Origin of the sequence: Actinoplanes oryzae (genome assembly GCF_030757795.1) — a bacterium.
Lineage (GTDB): Bacteria > Actinomycetota > Actinomycetes > Mycobacteriales > Micromonosporaceae > Actinoplanes.
Map to the genome: position 1 here is coordinate 21,801 of NZ_JAUQWH010000053.1, position 16,380 is coordinate 38,180.

A 16,380-nucleotide genomic window follows, 5' to 3' on the forward strand; every position below is an offset into this window, starting at 1 on the left:
CGAACGAGGAGACCTTCATGACCAGCAACTCTGGCTCGGGCTTCCGGCTCTACTACATCGACGACTCCGGCGCCCATGACAGCGGCTACGCCACCTTCACCTGGCTCCAGCTCGACGCCAGCAACTGGGCCAGCGCCGAACAACTCTGGATGCACTTCCGTCACGAACTCCTGCGCCGCCACGGTCTCGCCCCCGGCTACGTCCTGCACGCCACCGACCTGATCGCCGGCCGCTCCACCACCTCCGGCGCCGAGGAACCTGACCTGCGCTTCCGCGGCGCCCGGATCGTGCGTGACGCGCTCACCGCGATCGCCGGACTCCCCGGGATCAGCGTCGGCACCGTCTACCGCCAGCACGAACCCCACCACCCCGGCCGCACCAAGTACGAGCTCTATCAAGACCTCGTCGCCTACCTCGACGCCGACCTGCGCGCCAGCGACGCCGCCGGAATGGTCTTCCTCGACGGCGGACGCAACAAACACTTCGTCGACGCCCACCGCGCCCTCGACCGCCCCGGACGCCGACTCATCGAAGAGCCCCAGCCCCGCCCCGCCAGCCATGACCAATGGGTCCAAATGGCCGACATCGCCGCGTTCAGCGCCTACCAATCCATCGCCCGCCAGCCGGCGAAATACCGGCTCTGGGCCTGGTACCCCGCCATCCTCGGCCACCTCGACCGCCACGGTGGGCCCATACCGCTGTAGCGCCTCAGGCAGGCGAACCGTCTTCGTTCGGGCCAAATGTCTTATTCCCTCATGATCCGGAGCCGACCACGGCCGGGCATCGGGTCCCACTTTGAGTCAATCGGCAAGGAGCCTCTCGTGAGCAACATCCCCGGCCTCAGGACCGCATCGGTCACGGGCGACCTGGCGGGCGCCTTGGCCGGGCGCGAGGCCTTGCCACTACGCAACATTCACCACAGCGGCACGCATGCGGCACCGCTACAACGCGGAGCAGCCGGAGCGCTCTTCCCCGCGCGAAGCCTCCTGCACACAACAGGTATCGCGATCGGACCCGAACGAGCGCCCGCCTCCGACTCCAGCGCCCGCGACCGCACCGGACTACCCCTGGCTCAACTTCTCGACCTCAACGCCAACGATGACCGCTACTTCGCCGTGACGACGCTGGACGACCGCGGCAGGCTCGCCGACCGCGCACCGCTGCGCGCCCTCAACTGGGACATCGGCACAGCCCTCACCCTCACAGCCGACGCGGAGGCGGGCGTCATTTCCGTGAACCGCGGCGGTGACATCACGATCGCTCGCCCTGGACGTCTGCACCTTCCCGCAGCTGTTCGACACGCCTGCCGGCTACGGGCCGGTGTCCGGATGCTGGTTGTCGCCGAACCTTCAGCGGACCGACTCATCGCGTATCTGCCCTTCGCAGTGGAAGTGATGATGAGCGCCTACCGCGCCACGCAGGACACCGACCGGCCATGACGATCAACGGCGCCTCGCCCACTCGCCCCGAGATCGAGGCGGCGCGGCTGCTGCTCGATCGGCTCGGCATCTCCCCCGAGCAGCTCCTGGACGCAGGAAGCGAGGTACCGGTACCGACATTCGGCGAATACATCCCGCACGTAGTCAAAGCCGTGGGATCAGGGACGGTCCGGGTCTACCAGACCTACTGGAGGCGCGTCGAGACGCAATGGGGCGACCGCAAGCTCGACGAGCCTACGGCTACCGAAATCGAGGAGTTCGCCGGGAACGCGCGCATCAACGCCGTCGTGCGCGGCAACGCTCGCGGCGGCCACCTCGCCGCCGAACACACCATCGCCGCACTCCGGTGCCTGTACCGACACGCGATCGCCGACGGCATCCTGCCCGAACGGGGAAACACCGCGTTGCGCGTCGACAAGCCCCGTCGCCTGGAAAGCAGCCGTAGGGCGCTGCTGGACTCGCAGCTCGCCGAGATCAACCGCATCGCCGGGACAACGGGAAACGACCGCGATCTTGACTCTCTACTCGTCCGCCTGCACGTCGAGACCGCGTGCCGCCGTGGCGGTGCCCTCGCCCTTCGAAAGATCGACCTCGATCGCGACCACAGCCTCATCCGTCTACGGGAGAAGGGCGGCACCGAACGGTGGCAGCCCGTGTCACCCACGCTCATGCGGCACCTGCTGCTGCACCACGCCCGCCGCGGCCAAGGCGTCGAGCAGGGGCAACTTCTGCGCTACGCCAACGGCAACCCGATCACCCGTCGACGCTACGACCATCTCTGGCGGCGTTCCGGCGAGCATCTTCCCTGGGTCGCGACTCACCAGGTCAGCACCCACTGGCTGCGCCATACGACGCTGACCTGGGTTGAACGGCACTTCGGCTACGCCGTGGCACGCGCCTTCGCCGGCCACAACGGCCGCACCGACTTCGGCGTCACCGCCACCTACGTACGCGCCAGCCTCTACGAGGTAGCCGCCACCGTCTCCGCTCTCACCGGCGAGCCCCATCCATTGGCAATCTGAGCCGTCAAGGCGTCAGTTCGTAACCACCATGCCTACGCGCCGTCGCCCAGCCCCACCACTCATGCACGATCACGGGACCCAAGACAGGCAGGCATCTCAGTGGTAGTTGAGTGAATACCTTGAGAGAACTCTGCTGTCCACCCGTAACTTGGAGTCGCAACGATCGTTTATATCGCGCAACGCGAGCAGGACATCACGAGGATGGGACTGATGGGCGACCAAACCGAAACAGAGCTAACCGAAGATGATCGCCGTTTCGCTGAACAATTGGTCAAGCAGATAGAAGAGATCTACATTCTGCCAGAACTCACTCGTCGCGGCACCCCTGGAGGTCTCGGCGAGGTCAGAAAAGCGCTCGCCATCCTGCCGCCGGACAGCCCTCCGCGGATCTCGCTAGACAACGAAGTAGAATTCAAGGCAACTGGAGTGAGGGTCTCGTCGGCTGCCGTCGGAGCCAACAGCAAAGCTACTCTCGATGACATTTTGGACATCGACACCTTCGAGCCGGCGGACGATGTAGGTGACTCGGGTTGGGTTGGACTTATCCGACTGTCCAACGGCAGTGTCCTAATAGCGTTCGATTTCCGCTACAACAAGGACAAGGCAGTCCGACACATCGCCTTGTCCGAGAGCTACCTCGCGAGTGCCCGCGAGGCCGCATCGAGCGGTCGCGACGAGGTAGCGCTGGACACTATGCACACAGCAGCCGAGAACGCCGCTACCGCCCTAATGCATCTTTCGATGGACCATGAAACGCCGGGTAGTGGGCGACGTCGCGGGCGCATGCATGGTAAGCGCGATGAATGGCTTCACAAGCACAGCAGCTTAGGAAACCTGGATCAGGAAATCAGCAGATCGTTCGGTCGCCTATTGAGCTTGCGAGCATCCGCACGCTACGGAGAGCCTGCGCTTGAGTTGAAGGACAACGAGGTTGCTGAGTTACTGGAAAGCGTTGAGAAGTTGGTCGCACTAGCGCGCGGTAGGGTGGCTTAGCAGGAGATTCAACAACCGTGCGAATCACGGCTGCAAAACGAGTTTCCGGGTGTCCTTCGGCATCGCCCCGGTAGTCACAATCTGCGGATCGCGCCGATTCGAACTTCGACATGTGGTGCCAAATTGTAAGGCCGAGAAGTTACTAGCGAGGCCGGGGGCGGGTCCCGGGTTAGTGCGAGGCCCGCCCCAACCTTTCGCAGGAAAGCACGTTCGAGAGGACGATCCCTCAGCTCGCTGGAGTGGCGAGGGGATGCGGTTCGCCGGTCATCTCGGCGACGGCTGTTGCGATTTCGCTGAGGTCAGCTTTGACGTACGTGGCGGTTGTTCCGACGTCGCCGCTGTTCAGGCTGTGGCCAGCGAAAGCTCGTGCGACGGCATATCCAAAAGTACGCTCGACCCAGGTGATCACGGTGTGGCGCAGCCAATGGGCGCTGACTCCCTGGGTGACGACCCATGGCAGGTGTTCGCCGAGGCGTTCCCAGAGTCTGTCGTAGCGGCGGTAGGTGATCGGTTGGCCGAATCTGCGTCCGCGGCCTGATGAGCTTCGGAAGAGTTGGCCGGTGCTGCGGGGGTTGCCGTCGCCGCGTTCCTCCCAGTGGGCGAGCAGGTATCGCATGAGGGTCGGCGAGACCGGTTGCCAACGCTCGGTGCCGCCCTTCTCGCGTAGCCGGACGAGGCACTGGGCGGAGTCCAGGTCGACGCGGCGTAGAGCGAGTGCGCCGCCGCGGCGGCAGGCGGTCTCGATGTGAAAGCGCAGGAGCAAGCTGTCCAGAGCGGGGTCGTCGCCGGTCGTAGAGGCCGCCGTGTTGAGCTCGGCGAGCCGGGCGTCTGGGAGAGCGCGGCGGTTGTTCTCTTGGCGTCGGGGTTTGGCGACCTTCATGGCGGGGTTGTCGGCCTCGGCGATGAACCCGTTGGCAACCGCACGGCGGTACAGGCGGCGCATCGCCGATACGTAGTTCTCTTCGGCGCTGCTGCCGTCGCGTCCGTTGCGGCGAATCACGCGGTTGGCGCGGAGGTCCTTGCCGAGCTGCTCGATCTCCAGCGGCGTCGGTTCATTGATACGGCGGGTGCCCCACTTCTCCACCACCCGGTTCCAGTAAGAACTGTAGGCCTTCAAGGTTCCCACCGAGGTCGCCGCCGCCACCTGCGGAACGAACTCGGCGAACGTAGGGACCGGCGGGCGAGCGGCGACGGCACCGGCCACCAAATCGTCCGGGGAAAGACCGAGCTTGCCCAGAAGAACCAAAGCCGCCTCGACTTCCGGCCGACCACTTCCTGCGTCGATCGTCATGACGGTTCACCGCCAAACGTCTCCGCCAGTCGACGGGTCACCATCGTGTCTAGAACGGCGGGAGGAACCAGAGTCAACTGAAACTTGTCGGGGTCGGCGATCAGAAGGACTGGGGCACCGGCTGTCAGGCCGTGCCACCGGCGAACCCCGATCGGAATCTGCACCCGGCCGTTCGCCGAGATGCATGGTTTTCCAGCTGTCTCGGCCACGAACAGAATCAGGTCGGCTTCATCTCGAAGGGTGATTCGGGTGCGCGGGGTCCAGCCGAGGGCTTGCCGGAGTGAGTTGTGTATCGAGATCCGGCCGTTGACTTCGACGGTCGCCGTGGCGTATCCCGACGACCTTGTTCGTTCAGCGGCAAGCCGGGGAACCACAATCCGCCGGGCACCCGGCCGAGCAGCTCGTGCTCGTTGAGAGGGGGCACGGTCAGGAAGTGCAAGTGGAGTGATGAAGCCGAAGCTCACGATGGCCACCCCGCAGAGGGGTGTTCCAGGAGAAGAGCGGGGCAGCTACCCCAGATGTGTAGCTGCGTGACCCGCATCTTTCGGGTGTTAAAGTACCTCGAAAAGGTGGTACCTGTACCACTTCTGAGTGTCCGAGGGGGGACTTGAACCCCCACGTCCGATAAAGGACACTAGCACCTCAAGCTAGCGCGTCTGCCATTCCGCCACCCGGACTAGGTGTTGTTTGGCCTGCTTGGATCCGGTCGCGGTGGCTTCCGCGTCCGGCTGCCTTGCGTGCCGCACAGGTAAGAACTTTACACGGCCTCGGCGGCGGCTCGAAGGGGGGTCCCCCGGGGAGCCGCCGCCTCGCTGGGGTGCGGGGCCGGTGGGTCAGTTGTCGGCGGTCTTGGTGAGGATCTTGTAGGCGGGGTCGAGGGTGATGTCCCAGTCGGCGCCGTCGGTGGCCCGGACTTCGGCTTCGTAGGCGGCGGGGGCGTCGCCGGGCTCGAGGTCGGTGATGGTACCTCCGGGGACTGCGGCGAGGATGGCCTTCTCGGCTGCGGCGCGCTCGGCGTCGGTGAGGGCCCGGTCGCCGGCGTCCGGAGCGGCCGCGGAGGAGGGAACCGCGGGCGCGGCGGCGGCGTCCGGGGTATCGGTTTCCTGGCTGATGACCTTGAGGTTCTTGTCGAGGGTCACGTCGACTTCGGTGCCGTCCTGCTTGCGGACCTCGACCTCGTACGCCTCGCCCTCGTCGTCGCTCGTCTCGACGTCCGTGGCGGTGCCGTCGCCGACCGCCTGGACCGCGGCGTCGGCGACGCGGGTGCGGTCGTTGCCGGTGACCGTGTCGGCGTCGGCGTTGGCGGCGGTGGCCCAGGCTCCTCCGCCGATGGCGAGGGCGGCGACGGTCGCGGTGGTGGCGATGATGACGCGCTTGCTGCGCAGCTTGGGCTTGTTCATGGGGACAGCTTGCGGAACGTTCCCTGAAGCCACGCTGAATGCGATGCGACCACCGAGCAGGCAAGACGTCGCGACAGGCGAACCCCCCGTACGCCGGCGGCCCGGCGCTGAGTGCGCCGGGCCGCGGTCACGCGAGGTCGGTGTGCAGGTCGCCTGAAGGCGAGTGGCGCGACGCGGCTCCAGCCGGACGGTATTCCGCGAAGGCAATGGGTGAGGCCCTGGGACACTGGGCACACCGACCTTCTCTTCAACCGGGCGGCGGCCGGAGACAATCCCGTCGGGCGTGTGATGCCGTTCACGCGCGGGCATCCGGCACGGCGGGGCCCCGGCGCCGGGTATGCGGTGCGGGAGCGGCCGCCCGGGCGCTCGTCACCGCAGGGAGGCGATGTCATGCCGAAGCCGGTATCCGAGCAGGTTGTGGTCCTCACCGGGGCGTCCAGCGGCATCGGCCGGGCGACGGCCCTCGCCTTCGCCGCCGAGGGGGCCAGGGTGGTGTGCGCGGCTCGCACCACGCGGGCGCTCGACACGCTGGTCGAGCGGATCCGCGCGGACGGCGGGACCGCGATCGCCGTACCGACCGATGTCGCCGACGCCGCGGCCGTGCAGGCGCTGGCGAAGGTCGCCGAGCAGCAGTACGGCCGCGTCGACACCTGGGTCAACAATGCCGCCGTCGGCGTGTGGGGGCGGGTCGAGGACATCACCGACGAGGAGTTCGACCGCGTGATGCGGGTCAACTTCCACGGGCAGGTGCACGGCGTGCACGCCGCCCTGCCGGCCCTGCGCCGCGGCGGCGGAGGTGTGATCGTCGGGGTCGCGTCGGTCGAAGGGGTACGCGCGGTTCCGCTGCACGCCCCGTACACGGCGAGCAAGTTCGCCCTGCGCGCCTTCTACGACTGCCTGCGGATGGAGCTCGCGCAGGAGGGTGCACCGATCGCCGTCACGACGATCCTGCCGGCGTCGATCGACACGCCGTTCTTCGAGCACGCCCGCAGCAAGCTCGGCACTATGGTCAAGCCTCCCCCGCCGGTGTACGCCCCGGAGGTCGTCGCCGCCTCCATCGTGTACGCGGCCGCGCACCCGCGCCGGGAGATCCCGGTCGGCGGGGCCGCGGTGGGTTTCTTCCTCGCCCAGCGCTTCTCGCCGGCGCTGACCGATGCGCTCATGTCGATCCGCCGGATCGGCGCCGGCACGCAACGCACCGGCCGGCCGGACAACGGGGTGGACAACGTCGACGCTCCGGTGGACGGTCCCGGTCAGGTGCACGGCAGCTATCCGGGCCGGGTGCTGCGGCACAGCGTGTTCACCCGCCTGCTCGGCCGCCGGCCCCGCCCCGGTGAGCTCGTGACCGCGGCGATCGGCCGGCTCCGGCGCGCACCGCGGCAGCCGGCGACGGCGCGGCCGCAACCTCAGCGGGGGTGAACATGCGTGCAGCCGGTTACCAGCTCGTACGCGTTCTTCCGCGACGCCGGGGTATCCGGCAGTGCATGACCACACCACCGCAGGAACCCGCCACCGACGACGACACCGCGACCGACGAGGGGGCCGCGCCGGTGCTTCCGGCCGGTGACGACGTACGCGTCGGGCCGGAGCAGTCCGACGAGCCCGAGGCCGGGGCGGCGGAGCCCACGGACTGAGCCTCCCGGGAGGGGCCGCATGAAGCGACCGGGGCCGGGTACGCGGCCGGCATGACGAACCAGGGAAACCGCGACGGTGAGCTGCCCATCGACCCGGCCGTGAAGCGGGAGGAGGGCGCGCCGCTCGCCCAGGTGGAGACCGGTCGCCGGCCGGCCGGGGTGCCGGACAGCGACATCGTGACCGAACCGGACGGCTCGGGTACGGCCGGCGGGTCCTCCGGGGGTAGCGGCGGCGGCTCCGGCATGCCCGGCCATCCGGACGCGGCGCGCTGATCCCGCACAGGTGCCGGCGCACTCGTCCGCCCGGAGCGCGGGCTGCGGCGCCGGTGCCCGTGCCGGCGCCAGCGCCGGTGCGATTTACGTGGCGGAAACATTGACGGCCGTCGGGATGCATCCTACGTTGTGACTCTGGTCACGAAGCGCGCTCCTAGCGATACGCGCCGTGATCATGAGGTGCGCGAGAGGAGACGTCGTTGTCCCGTCGTGAATTGATCGATCCCGAGGCTCGGGCGGCGCTCGAGGAAGTGTTGCGGGCGACGCCGGGTGGCTTCAACGCCATCGCCGATCTCGGGGAGCGCCGGGCCGCACTGGAACGGCTGCTCGCGGGCGCGGAGACACCCGGCAACCCGCGGGTGCTCAAGGAGGACCGGACGGTGCCGGGCCCGGCGGGCGAGCCCGAGATCACGGTACGCGTCTACCGACCGGCCGGCGTCGACGGCGAGTTGCCGGGCATCTACTACATCCACAGCGGCGGGATGGTGCTCGGATCGGTCGAGGCGGAGGACGGGGCCGCCACGATGCTCTGTGACGCCGTACAGGCCGTGGTGGTGTCGGTGCAATACCGCCTGGCACCCGAGTGTCCGTACCCCGCGGGGGTCGAGGATTGTTATGCCGGGCTCACCTGGGTCGGTGACCATGTGCGTGAGCTGGGGATCGACCCGCACCGGCTGGCGGTGTACGGGATGAGCGCCGGCGGTGGGCTGGCCGTCGCGACCGCGTTGCTGGCGCGGGACCGGCGGGGGCCGCAGCCGGCCTTCCTGATGCCCATCTATCCGATGCTCGACGACCGGAACGCGACCGAGTCGAGCTACGAGATCTGCGACATCGGCATCTGGGACCGCTCGGCGAACGTCGAGGCATGGGCCTGGTATCTCAACGGCAAACCCGCCGATCAGTACGCGGCCCCGGCGCGCGCGGTCGACGTGAAAGGCCTGCCGCCGACATTCATGGACGTGGGCACGGTCGACTTGTTCCGCGACGAGGACATCGATTTCGCCCAGCGGCTGATGGGCGCCGGGGTGCCCCTGGAAATGCACATCCATCCGGGCGCCTATCACGCGGCGGAAGTGTTCGCACCCGACTCGGATCTGGCGCGCCGGATCTGGTCCCTGCGCATCGACGCCCTGAAACGGGCGCTGGCGATCACGCCTCGGCGAGACGCTTGATGTGAGCGGCGCGCCTTCTCAGCAGACGCCGCAGGTACGGCACGGCCACCAGGAGTCCCGCTGATCCCAGTGGCGTGGCGATTGTCATGCGGTCGGTCATGCGCGTCCGGCCGGGCCCGAGCCCGGCAAAAAGGTGCTCGTGGCGCATGACCCGGAACGGCCCGCGAACCTGCTCGTCGACGAATCGGCGCGGCGGCTCGTACACGGTGATCCGGCTGGTCATGCGCCACACGACGCCGAAGTGGCGCGCCCGGAAGGTGACCTCGTCGCCGAGCGCCACCTGCCGGCGACCGGTGCTCGTGGTCGCCGTCTCCCCGCTCGCGCGCAGGGAGGCGGCGTGCACGTCCATGTCGAGTTCCAGCCCGAAGACCACCTCCGGCGAGGCGTTGATCTCCGTCACCACTTCCAGCGTCGAGTTCACTCGTCGAGCGCGCGGGCCAGCTCGATCAGCGTGCGCACCCCGGCACCCGTGCCGCCGGCGGGGATGTCGCCGGAGGGCTCACCGAGGTTGTACGCGGTGCCGGCCACGTCGAGATGCGCCCACGCGATGTCCGACGGCACGAACTTACGCAGGAACGCCGCCGCGAACGAGGCGCCGCCCGTGCCTTTGGGGCCGGTGGAGCGTACGTCGGCGATTTTGGATTTGAGGGCTTCCTGCTGCTCCTCGAGCAGCGGCAGGCGCCACACCCGCTCGCCGGCGACGGCGGCCGCGGTCAGCAGGCGCGCGGCCACGGTGTCGTCGTCGGTGAACAGGCCGCTGGTCTGCTCCCCCAGCGCCGACAGGACCGCGCCGGTCAGGGTGGCGATGTCGACGATCAGGTCCGGCTCGTCCTCGGCGGCCAGCGCGAGACCGTCGGCCAGAACCAGGCGGCCCTCGGCATCGGTGTTGCCGTTCTCGACGGTCGTGCCGCCGCGCAGGGTCAGCACGTCGCTGGGCCGGTAGGCGCTGCCGGACGGCATGTTCTCGGCCAGCGGCACCCAGCCGGTCACCCGCACCGGCAGCCCGAGCTCGGCGATCGCCGTGGTCGCGGCCACGACGGCGGCGGCGCCGGCCATGTCGTCCTTCATGTGCAGCATGCCGGCCTGGGTCTTGATGTCCAGGCCGCCCGAGTCGAACGTGATGCCCTTGCCCACGAACGCGACGTGACGAGTGGCACCCTCCGGCGCGTACCGGATGCAGACCAGGCGCGGACCGCGCGCCGAGCCCTGACCGACGCCGAGGATGCCGCCCAGGCCCTGCTCGGCCAGGTCGGGCACGTCCAGCACCTCGGTGGTCACGCTTGCCACACCCTCGGTGTACGCGGTGATGGCCGCGGCGAACGACTCCGGGTAGAGCAGGTTCGGGGGCTCGTCGGTCCAGGCGCGTGCGGCGGCGACCGCGTACGCGATGATCGTGCCGTGCGTGACCGCGTCGGCCTGATCGGTCACGATGTCGAGGCGGGCGGCCGCGGCGTCGCGGGAGTCAGCGTTGACGGGCAGCAGGCGGGTGAGCGCGCCGGCGAGGGCGCCCTCGGTGACGGCCTGCGCCTGGGCGGCGTCGGCGGGGGCGAGGGCGACCGCGATCGAGGGGGTGCCGTCGAAGGCGGCGACGGCCTTACGGACCCCGGCGGCGGCAGCCCGGCGCAGGGTCGACGCCGGATCGGCGGGAGTGACGTTGCCACCGAACCAGGGAGCGCTCCCACCGTCACCGCCCCCGGGGGATGAAGCTACGGGCGGCACGACGACAACCACGAGCGTCGGGCCGGTCGGCTGCGGGAGGACGGCCGTGGCGAGCGGCTCGCGCGCGCCGGACGCGGCGGCGTGAGCGGCGAGACCGGCGGGAAGCTTGATGCCGGGCGCGCGCACCGGGCCCGAGTCCGTGACGCCGATCACGACGATGTCGGTACGCGCGGCGAGGCGGCGTACCGCCCGGGTCGGGGGAACGGTAGGCAGCAGCGCGGGCACCGCGGAGGGCTCAGGGGTCATACCGCCATCATGATCCTCACCGGGGCACGGCGCCACGAGGACGACTCGGCCGGGGCGTTCAGCGGTCCTTGCAGGAGACGGTCGGGGTCTCACTGATCTGCGGGCGGATGCTGGTGAGGCAGCGCTGCTCCGGGGACTCGGCGAGGACCCGTACCGTGGACAAGCCGTCGGGCACGGCCGCCACCAGGTCGATGGACACTGTGCCGCTGACGCGGGCTGTGGTCACCTGCTGCGCCAGGACCGTCGAGTCGCTTCCCTCGTCGCCGGCGCTGATCTCGGCCCGCACCAGGGCGCCGGCGGCGACTCCGGTGAGGTCGGCGTGCGCCGTCAGCTGGGAGTCCTGGCCGATGCCGCTGACGATCCGCACGGACAGCCCCGACCGGTCGGCGACGGACGAGACGGGCTGCGCCGCGGTCAGCAGCGTGACAACCGCCGCCCCGGCGACGAGGACGGCGACGGTCACCAGCGATCCGGAGGCCACCGCCAAGCGGCGCACGGCGGTCGTACGGCGTACCGGGAGCATCGCAACGAGCCCGGTGACCGCCGCGGCGACGGCCAGCGAGGTCGCCGCGATCGCCAGGATCCGCGGCAGCTCGTGGGCCGCGAACCGGCCGCTCGCCGGCACCGCGAGCAGGACCAGGAGCAGGCTCAGCGCGGTCGTCCCGGTAGTCATCGGTTCGATTCGGCCGCCGGTGGGCCGGACCTCCGCGTGGGCTTGCCCGGTGGAGGTTTCCGCGGACGCGGGGGCGCCTGATGACATTCGATCATGCTCCCACGCCCGCCCTGCCGGCATGGTCACGGCCATCGGCCCGAGAAACCGAAGCCGACCGGCGGGCGAGGAGTTGCTTGCCGCCCTTGACCCCGGCGAACGGGAGCTGCTGCGCGCGCTGCTGGAGAAGGTTCTGGCCGCCCACCCGGCACAGCCGGCGTGACGGCGAGGATCATGCCCGTCATGGCCCGCGTCGCCCTGGATGGTCCGCGTGGTGATGACGCGCCGACCCCGGGTTCGCACACCTGCGGCTTAAGGCGTGGCGGTGAGGCTGATGGTGAGCTGTCGCCGGTCGGTGTCGCCCCGTAGCACCGTGAGCTGAGCCTCGGTGCCGGCGATCGTCTTGGTGAACAGTCCGTCCGTCGCGCTGAGGGTCCAGCCCGCGGCCTGCGCGGCCGCCCGGCCGGCGGTCACCGCCGCACCGGCCGCGGCGTCGTCCGCGAGCTGGTAGACCTTCAGAATCTGGGCCTGCCGGCGCTTGCCGTCGACGATGCCGCCGGCGCGGTAGCCGGTCTCGAAGCTCCTGACGGGTGTTCCGGCCGCGGCCGGTGCCCAGGTGGCCATGCTGTCCTGCCGCAGGGCCGGCAGGTAGGTGCCGTCGGAGGGATCGCCGCACCCGCCCGGCTCGAGCAGGAGACGTTTCACCGTTCTCCTTTCCGGCGCCGGGCCCGTGGCATGCCGATCTTCTAATGGGCGCCCTGGGCACGGTCGTGCTCGGGCTTGCGCTTGTCGCCGGTGTGCGGGTCCCGCTCCTCGAGGGCCTGGTCGGCCGGCTCGGGGACGACAGCCATCCGGTCCACGTCCTCGGAGCCGGGGCCGTCCTGGGTGGTGTACTCGGCGTACTGCTCGGGGTTGACGTCGCTCATGCCGAGTCTGTACCCCCTGGGCTGCGGAAAATGCGCAGGCGCGGATCGTGCGACGGGTCGGGGTACATGGGCGGGCACCCCTGCTCGGCAGCCTCGGGCCGCAGCTCGTAGTGCCAGGGCTCGTTGCCGTAGATCTGGCACAGGCCGAAGCGAGCGCCGTGCTCGTGCAGCCACGGCATCGCGTGCGGCGGGCCGAGATCGATCGCGTCGCCCTGGACGTGGGCCGACTTGTCCGGGGTGGCGACCCAGCGGGCGGCTTCCTCCGCCGAGCCGAGCCGCTCGACCGCCTCGCGCAGGATCCGCGCCTGGTACTCGGGCGCCCGCCAACCGCCGTTGACCACGAACTCCACCCCGTCGTCGGCGGCGGCCTTCGCCGCGGTCCGGACGGCCTGCAGCAGCCCGGGATCGAGATTGCCGACGGCGGGAAACCAGTCGTCGAACACCGTCACACCCCGCGGCACCGCGCCCCCGGCCGCGCCGGCCGCCACGTCATCGGGATCAGTCATGCCGCCATCGTGTCAGTGGACGGCCGATTCCTCGGGAACGGGCTGGGCCTGGGAGCGGCTCTGGCGGTATTCCAGCGCCTCCGGGATTTCCTCGTACTGCAACAGGCTGCCGGTCAGCTCCTTCAGGTGTTCCCTGGCTTCGGCCGGGGTCGCGTAGAAGAACTCACGCCTCTGGTTGACCATGTTGACCCGCCGATCGGCCAGCCGGGAGTGCATCTGCGCCTCGATCGTGACTGCGTCGTCGGAGAAGAACAGCGCGTGCACGTCGAAGGCGAACGGCACCGAGGCGTCGCCCAGTTCGCGTACGCGATCCATGGGATCGAGCCGGCGCGTCATCCCCACTTTGATCATGTTCTCGCCGAAGGCGCCGAGGTTCGAGATGACGTACACGTAGCCGGCCCGGACGTTGGCGGCGCGATAGTCGACGTCCTGGATCGCGGTGTCGATCTGGGCGAGCCGTTCCTGCAACTGCGCCGCGCCTTCGGTATCGCCGGTGGCGTGCAGCGCCGCCAGGGCGTTGGCATAGTGCTGGCGTTCCTTGTCCAGCCGTGCCCGCTCGCGCTCGATCTCCTGCTGCAGCCGCCGTTCCTCGCGGAGCCGCGCCTTCTCCTCGCGGTCGCGCTCCTTCTCCTCCGCCAGCTTCTCCTGGTAGTCGGCGGTGAGGCCGAGCTCCTGGATCCGTAGCCGGTGGTATTCGTCGGTGATGCGGATGCTCATCGTCTTGCCGAGCCGGGCGATCGTGGCGGCCACCTTGCCCAGCCTTTCGACGGCGGCCGGCAATTTGTACGGCTTCAGGGTCCGCACCAGGTTGTCGGCCTCGGCGTTGTATGCCCGCAACATAAGCTTGGAGTAATCGCGCAGCATGGCCCTGCCCTGCGCGTCCGACCCGTTGACCGTCCAGCCGGCCGCGGCTTTGACCGCTCCCCCGTCGCTCTTCGCCGTGGCCTTGATGCGTTCCTGAAGGTCGGCGAGGGCTTCCTGGTACGCGACCGCGTCGTGGAGGGGGTGCTGGTACTCGTAGATTCCCGCCTCCTGCAGCAGCGCCTTCTCCTCGGTCACCACGACCTGGCGGCGGAGCTCGTCGAGCCGTTGTTGCAGATGCGCCTGCTCCGCCCGGTCCCTGGCCGTCCGCTCGCCGATCTCCTGTTCCAGACGACGCCGGTACTCCTCGAGCTCCTCGATCCGGAACATGCCGAGCCGATCCATCCGAGCGCGAAGCTGGTCGAGTTCGGCGCGCAGCTGCTCGGCCTCGGCTGCCAGCTCGCGCGCCTTTCCCCGCGCTCCGAACAACGGGATGGCCGCATCCGTCGTCACCGGCGTGGTGGCCTGCGCCGAAGAGCGCGGCTGGGGGACCAGAGGCGGCGCGGGCGTCTCCTCGGGCAGCCACATCTGCCACCCCGGGGGCACCGGTCCCCAGGCCGGATCGGGCATCCATCCCGGCGGCGGAGCCCAGCCCGGTGGCGGCGCGGGCCAGTTCGGCGGCGCGTTGAAGCGGAAGCCCGCACCCTGCTTCACTGCAGGCGCAGGCGCAGGCACCACCGGTGTCGTCGCTTGTGGTGGCACTGCGCTCGTGGGAGCGTCCAGCCAGGTGTCCGGCAGGTCGTGCGCCCGCGCCGCGTACAGGACGACCTCTGCCTTGATGCGGTTGCCCTTGACAATCGCTCGAGCGGCGGTGACGAGGTCGCTCTCGCCAAGATGACGGACGGCGGCCAGCATGTCCCCGCTCATTCTGGGACTCAGCCGGCCGACCCGCGCGCCGTCGATACGGACCTCCACGACGGCGCGCGATGTCCGGGCCGTCTCCTCGACGATCTCGTGCAAGGTCGCGAACACCCAGCATTCGCCCTCCGCGCGGAGCCACGGCGCGAGGGCGTCCAGATGCTTCTCCTCGCCGGTGACTTGGATGGCTGTGCCCGTGGGCAGGAGCCGGTGCGGCCGGTGGGGCGGCTGGTTCGCCGGCACCAGCATGTGCGGCTCGGCCAGCTGGAGCCGGACGGAAGCGTTGAAGCCGTCGGCAGTTGCCGACCACTGCTGAGCCCAGATCTGCGCCGACACCTGCGGCGTGCGGCCCCGCGCGACCAACGGCAGCAACACCGGAGAGTAACGAGCCGCGTCCTGCCGCGACAGATAGCCGATCTGCCGGGAGCCGGCCCACACCGCGACAGCGTGCCGGTCGTGTTTGTTCAGCGGCTCCGGGAGCAACTGGACCGTGGCTTTCAGGTCGGTGCCACCGGCCTTGAGGCCCGTACCGAAAAGGGCCTTGATCGCGGTCTTGTAGTGCGATTCGCCGACGACCTCGACGGACGCCCAGCCCCGTTGTCCCCACAGATCAAACACTTCTGGCATGCCGCACAAAGTACGGGTGTCCGGGCGGCACCGCCGCCGGCGACGCTCGCGCGAACCTCCCTTGTTCGTCGTCCGAAAGTCGGTGTTGCCCGGAGAATCAGGGGTGGACGAATGGTCGTCCGGCCCGCGGCTCACCGTAACGACTGATCCATTCCGGGACGTATCCCGAATCGCTCTCGGAGATGATCGGCAGCGCGCGGGGGGCCCGGGCCGGAGGCGGGGCGGGACGGGGCGGCTTAGAGTCGGGGGATGAGCGTCGACATCGAGGTCGTCGAGGACGTCACCGATGAACTGGTGAAAGCCTTCGGCCGACTATTGCCGCAACTGTCCCGGTCCGCGCAGCCGCTGGATGCCTCCGATCTGCGCAGCATGATCGGCCGGGAGGGGAACAGGTTGCTCGTCGCCCGGGTGCGGGGCGAGATCGTGGGCACGCTGACCCTGGTGACGTTTCCGATTCCGACGGGGCTGCGCGCGTGGATCGAGGACGTGGTGGTGGACGAGGCCGCGCGCGGGGCCGGGGTGGGTGCCGCGCTGACCAAGGAGGCCGTACGGCTGGCGCGCGCGGACGGCGCCCGGACGGTCGATCTGACGTCGCGGCCGTCGCGGGTGGAGGCCAACCGGCTGTACGAACGGCTGGGCTTCTCCGTGCGCGACTCGAAGGTGTACCGGCTGCAGGAGTAAGCAGTTGATCAGCGTCGGGTCCT

19 protein-coding genes and 1 tRNA gene are annotated in these 16,380 nt (G+C 69.5%); 10 read left to right on the forward strand and 10 right to left on the reverse strand.

The genetic code is table 11. The features are described from left to right. Positions 1–17 precede the first annotated feature (17 nt). The 4 genes from RBH18_RS18965 (at position 18) to RBH18_RS18980 (ending at position 3,454) form a co-directional block, all read left to right on the forward strand. A complete protein-coding gene (locus tag RBH18_RS18965) occupies positions 18–704 on the forward strand; it encodes a DUF3800 domain-containing protein (RefSeq protein WP_306209578.1) in 687 nt (228 codons plus the stop codon). Between the two features lie 117 nt (positions 705–821). Then, positions 822–1,439 carry a hypothetical protein gene (locus RBH18_RS18970; protein ID WP_306209580.1) on the forward strand — a complete coding sequence of 206 codons (618 nt, stop codon included), beginning with the start codon at positions 822–824 and terminating at the stop codon, positions 1,437–1,439. Then, positions 1,436–2,461 (forward strand): tyrosine-type recombinase/integrase, encoded by a 1,026-nt coding sequence (locus RBH18_RS18975; RefSeq protein ID WP_306209582.1) that lies wholly within the window; start codon positions 1,436–1,438, stop codon positions 2,459–2,461. The genes RBH18_RS18970 and RBH18_RS18975 overlap by 4 nt, the downstream gene beginning before the upstream one ends. 210 nt (positions 2,462–2,671) lie before the next feature. Further along, the gene (locus tag RBH18_RS18980; RefSeq protein WP_306209584.1) at positions 2,672–3,454 is read left to right on the forward strand and encodes a hypothetical protein; all 783 of its coding nucleotides are present in this window, start codon (positions 2,672–2,674) and stop codon (positions 3,452–3,454) included. Positions 3,455–3,680: 226 nt separating this feature from the next. On the opposite strand, the gene RBH18_RS18985 is transcribed toward RBH18_RS18980, so the two are convergent. The 3 genes from RBH18_RS18985 to RBH18_RS18995 all read right to left on the reverse strand — a co-directional run bounded on the left by RBH18_RS18985 (position 3,681) and on the right by RBH18_RS18995 (position 6,145). Further along, positions 3,681–4,745 (reverse strand): tyrosine-type recombinase/integrase, encoded by a 1,065-nt coding sequence (locus RBH18_RS18985; RefSeq protein WP_306209586.1) that lies wholly within the window; start codon positions 4,743–4,745, stop codon positions 3,681–3,683. A 592-nt stretch (positions 4,746–5,337) separates the two neighbouring features. After that, positions 5,338–5,422, reverse strand: a tRNA-Leu gene (locus RBH18_RS18990). A gap of 156 nt (positions 5,423–5,578) precedes the next feature. Further along, on the reverse strand, positions 5,579–6,145 hold the full coding sequence (locus RBH18_RS18995) for a PepSY domain-containing protein (protein ID WP_306209588.1): 567 nt from the start codon (positions 6,143–6,145) through the stop codon (positions 5,579–5,581). 390 nt (positions 6,146–6,535) lie between these two features. Between RBH18_RS18995 and RBH18_RS19000 the strand changes: the two genes are divergently transcribed. The 4 genes from RBH18_RS19000 to RBH18_RS19015 all read left to right on the forward strand — a co-directional run bounded on the left by RBH18_RS19000 (position 6,536) and on the right by RBH18_RS19015 (position 9,224). Continuing rightward, complete coding sequence (locus RBH18_RS19000; RefSeq protein WP_306209590.1) at positions 6,536–7,564, forward strand: SDR family oxidoreductase; 1,029 nt, start codon at positions 6,536–6,538, stop codon at positions 7,562–7,564. Between the two features lie 65 nt (positions 7,565–7,629). Then, positions 7,630–7,779: a hypothetical protein gene (locus RBH18_RS19005; RefSeq protein ID WP_306209592.1), complete on the forward strand. Its 150-nt coding sequence runs from the start codon at positions 7,630–7,632 to the stop codon at positions 7,777–7,779. A 51-nt stretch (positions 7,780–7,830) separates the two neighbouring features. Next, on the forward strand, positions 7,831–8,052 hold the full coding sequence (locus RBH18_RS19010; RefSeq protein ID WP_306209594.1) for a preprotein translocase YidC: 222 nt from the start codon (positions 7,831–7,833) through the stop codon (positions 8,050–8,052). Positions 8,053–8,252: 200 nt separating this feature from the next. Next, positions 8,253–9,224 (forward strand): alpha/beta hydrolase, encoded by a 972-nt coding sequence (locus tag RBH18_RS19015; protein WP_306209595.1) that lies wholly within the window; start codon positions 8,253–8,255, stop codon positions 9,222–9,224. Here RBH18_RS19015 and RBH18_RS19020 read toward each other — a convergent pair. The 3 genes from RBH18_RS19020 to RBH18_RS19030 are packed head-to-tail and all read right to left on the reverse strand — an operon-like array spanning position 9,202 to position 11,862. Then, complete coding sequence (locus RBH18_RS19020) at positions 9,202–9,624, reverse strand: SRPBCC family protein (RefSeq protein WP_306209597.1); 423 nt, start codon at positions 9,622–9,624, stop codon at positions 9,202–9,204. The genes RBH18_RS19015 and RBH18_RS19020 overlap by 23 nt on opposite strands. A gap of 17 nt (positions 9,625–9,641) precedes the next feature. Further along, positions 9,642–11,189 carry a leucyl aminopeptidase gene (locus RBH18_RS19025; RefSeq protein WP_306209599.1) on the reverse strand — a complete coding sequence of 516 codons (1,548 nt, stop codon included), beginning with the start codon at positions 11,187–11,189 and terminating at the stop codon, positions 9,642–9,644. 58 nt (positions 11,190–11,247) lie between these two features. Further along, complete coding sequence (locus tag RBH18_RS19030) at positions 11,248–11,862, reverse strand: hypothetical protein (RefSeq protein ID WP_306209601.1); 615 nt, start codon at positions 11,860–11,862, stop codon at positions 11,248–11,250. A 118-nt stretch (positions 11,863–11,980) separates the two neighbouring features. On the opposite strand from RBH18_RS19030, the gene RBH18_RS19035 reads away from it, so the two are divergent. Next, positions 11,981–12,121: a hypothetical protein gene (locus tag RBH18_RS19035; RefSeq protein WP_306209603.1), complete on the forward strand. Its 141-nt coding sequence runs from the start codon at positions 11,981–11,983 to the stop codon at positions 12,119–12,121. An 89-nt stretch (positions 12,122–12,210) separates the two neighbouring features. Here RBH18_RS19035 and RBH18_RS19040 read toward each other — a convergent pair whose 3' ends face one another. Genes RBH18_RS19040 through RBH18_RS19055 form a run of 4 tightly spaced genes read right to left on the reverse strand, consistent with a single transcriptional unit; the run spans position 12,211 to position 15,676 of the window. Next, a complete protein-coding gene (locus RBH18_RS19040; RefSeq protein ID WP_306209605.1) occupies positions 12,211–12,603 on the reverse strand; it encodes a hypothetical protein in 393 nt (130 codons plus the stop codon). 41 nt (positions 12,604–12,644) lie between these two features. Then, positions 12,645–12,824, reverse strand: coding sequence for a hypothetical protein (locus RBH18_RS19045; protein ID WP_306209607.1), 180 nt, complete (start codon positions 12,822–12,824; stop codon positions 12,645–12,647). Further along, positions 12,821–13,330, reverse strand: a complete 510-nt coding sequence (locus RBH18_RS19050; protein WP_306209609.1) for a M15 family metallopeptidase — start codon at positions 13,328–13,330, stop codon at positions 12,821–12,823. Before RBH18_RS19050 ends, RBH18_RS19045 begins: the two co-directional genes overlap by 4 nt. A 12-nt stretch (positions 13,331–13,342) precedes the next feature. After that, positions 13,343–15,676 carry a DUF4041 domain-containing protein gene (locus tag RBH18_RS19055; protein WP_306209611.1) on the reverse strand — a complete coding sequence of 778 codons (2,334 nt, stop codon included), beginning with the start codon at positions 15,674–15,676 and terminating at the stop codon, positions 13,343–13,345. A gap of 249 nt (positions 15,677–15,925) precedes the next feature. Here RBH18_RS19055 and RBH18_RS19060 point away from each other — a divergent pair, with 249 nt between their 5' ends. Beyond that, positions 15,926–16,357: a GNAT family N-acetyltransferase gene (locus tag RBH18_RS19060; protein WP_306209614.1), complete on the forward strand. Its 432-nt coding sequence runs from the start codon at positions 15,926–15,928 to the stop codon at positions 16,355–16,357. The last annotated feature ends 23 nt before the right edge of the window (positions 16,358–16,380 follow it).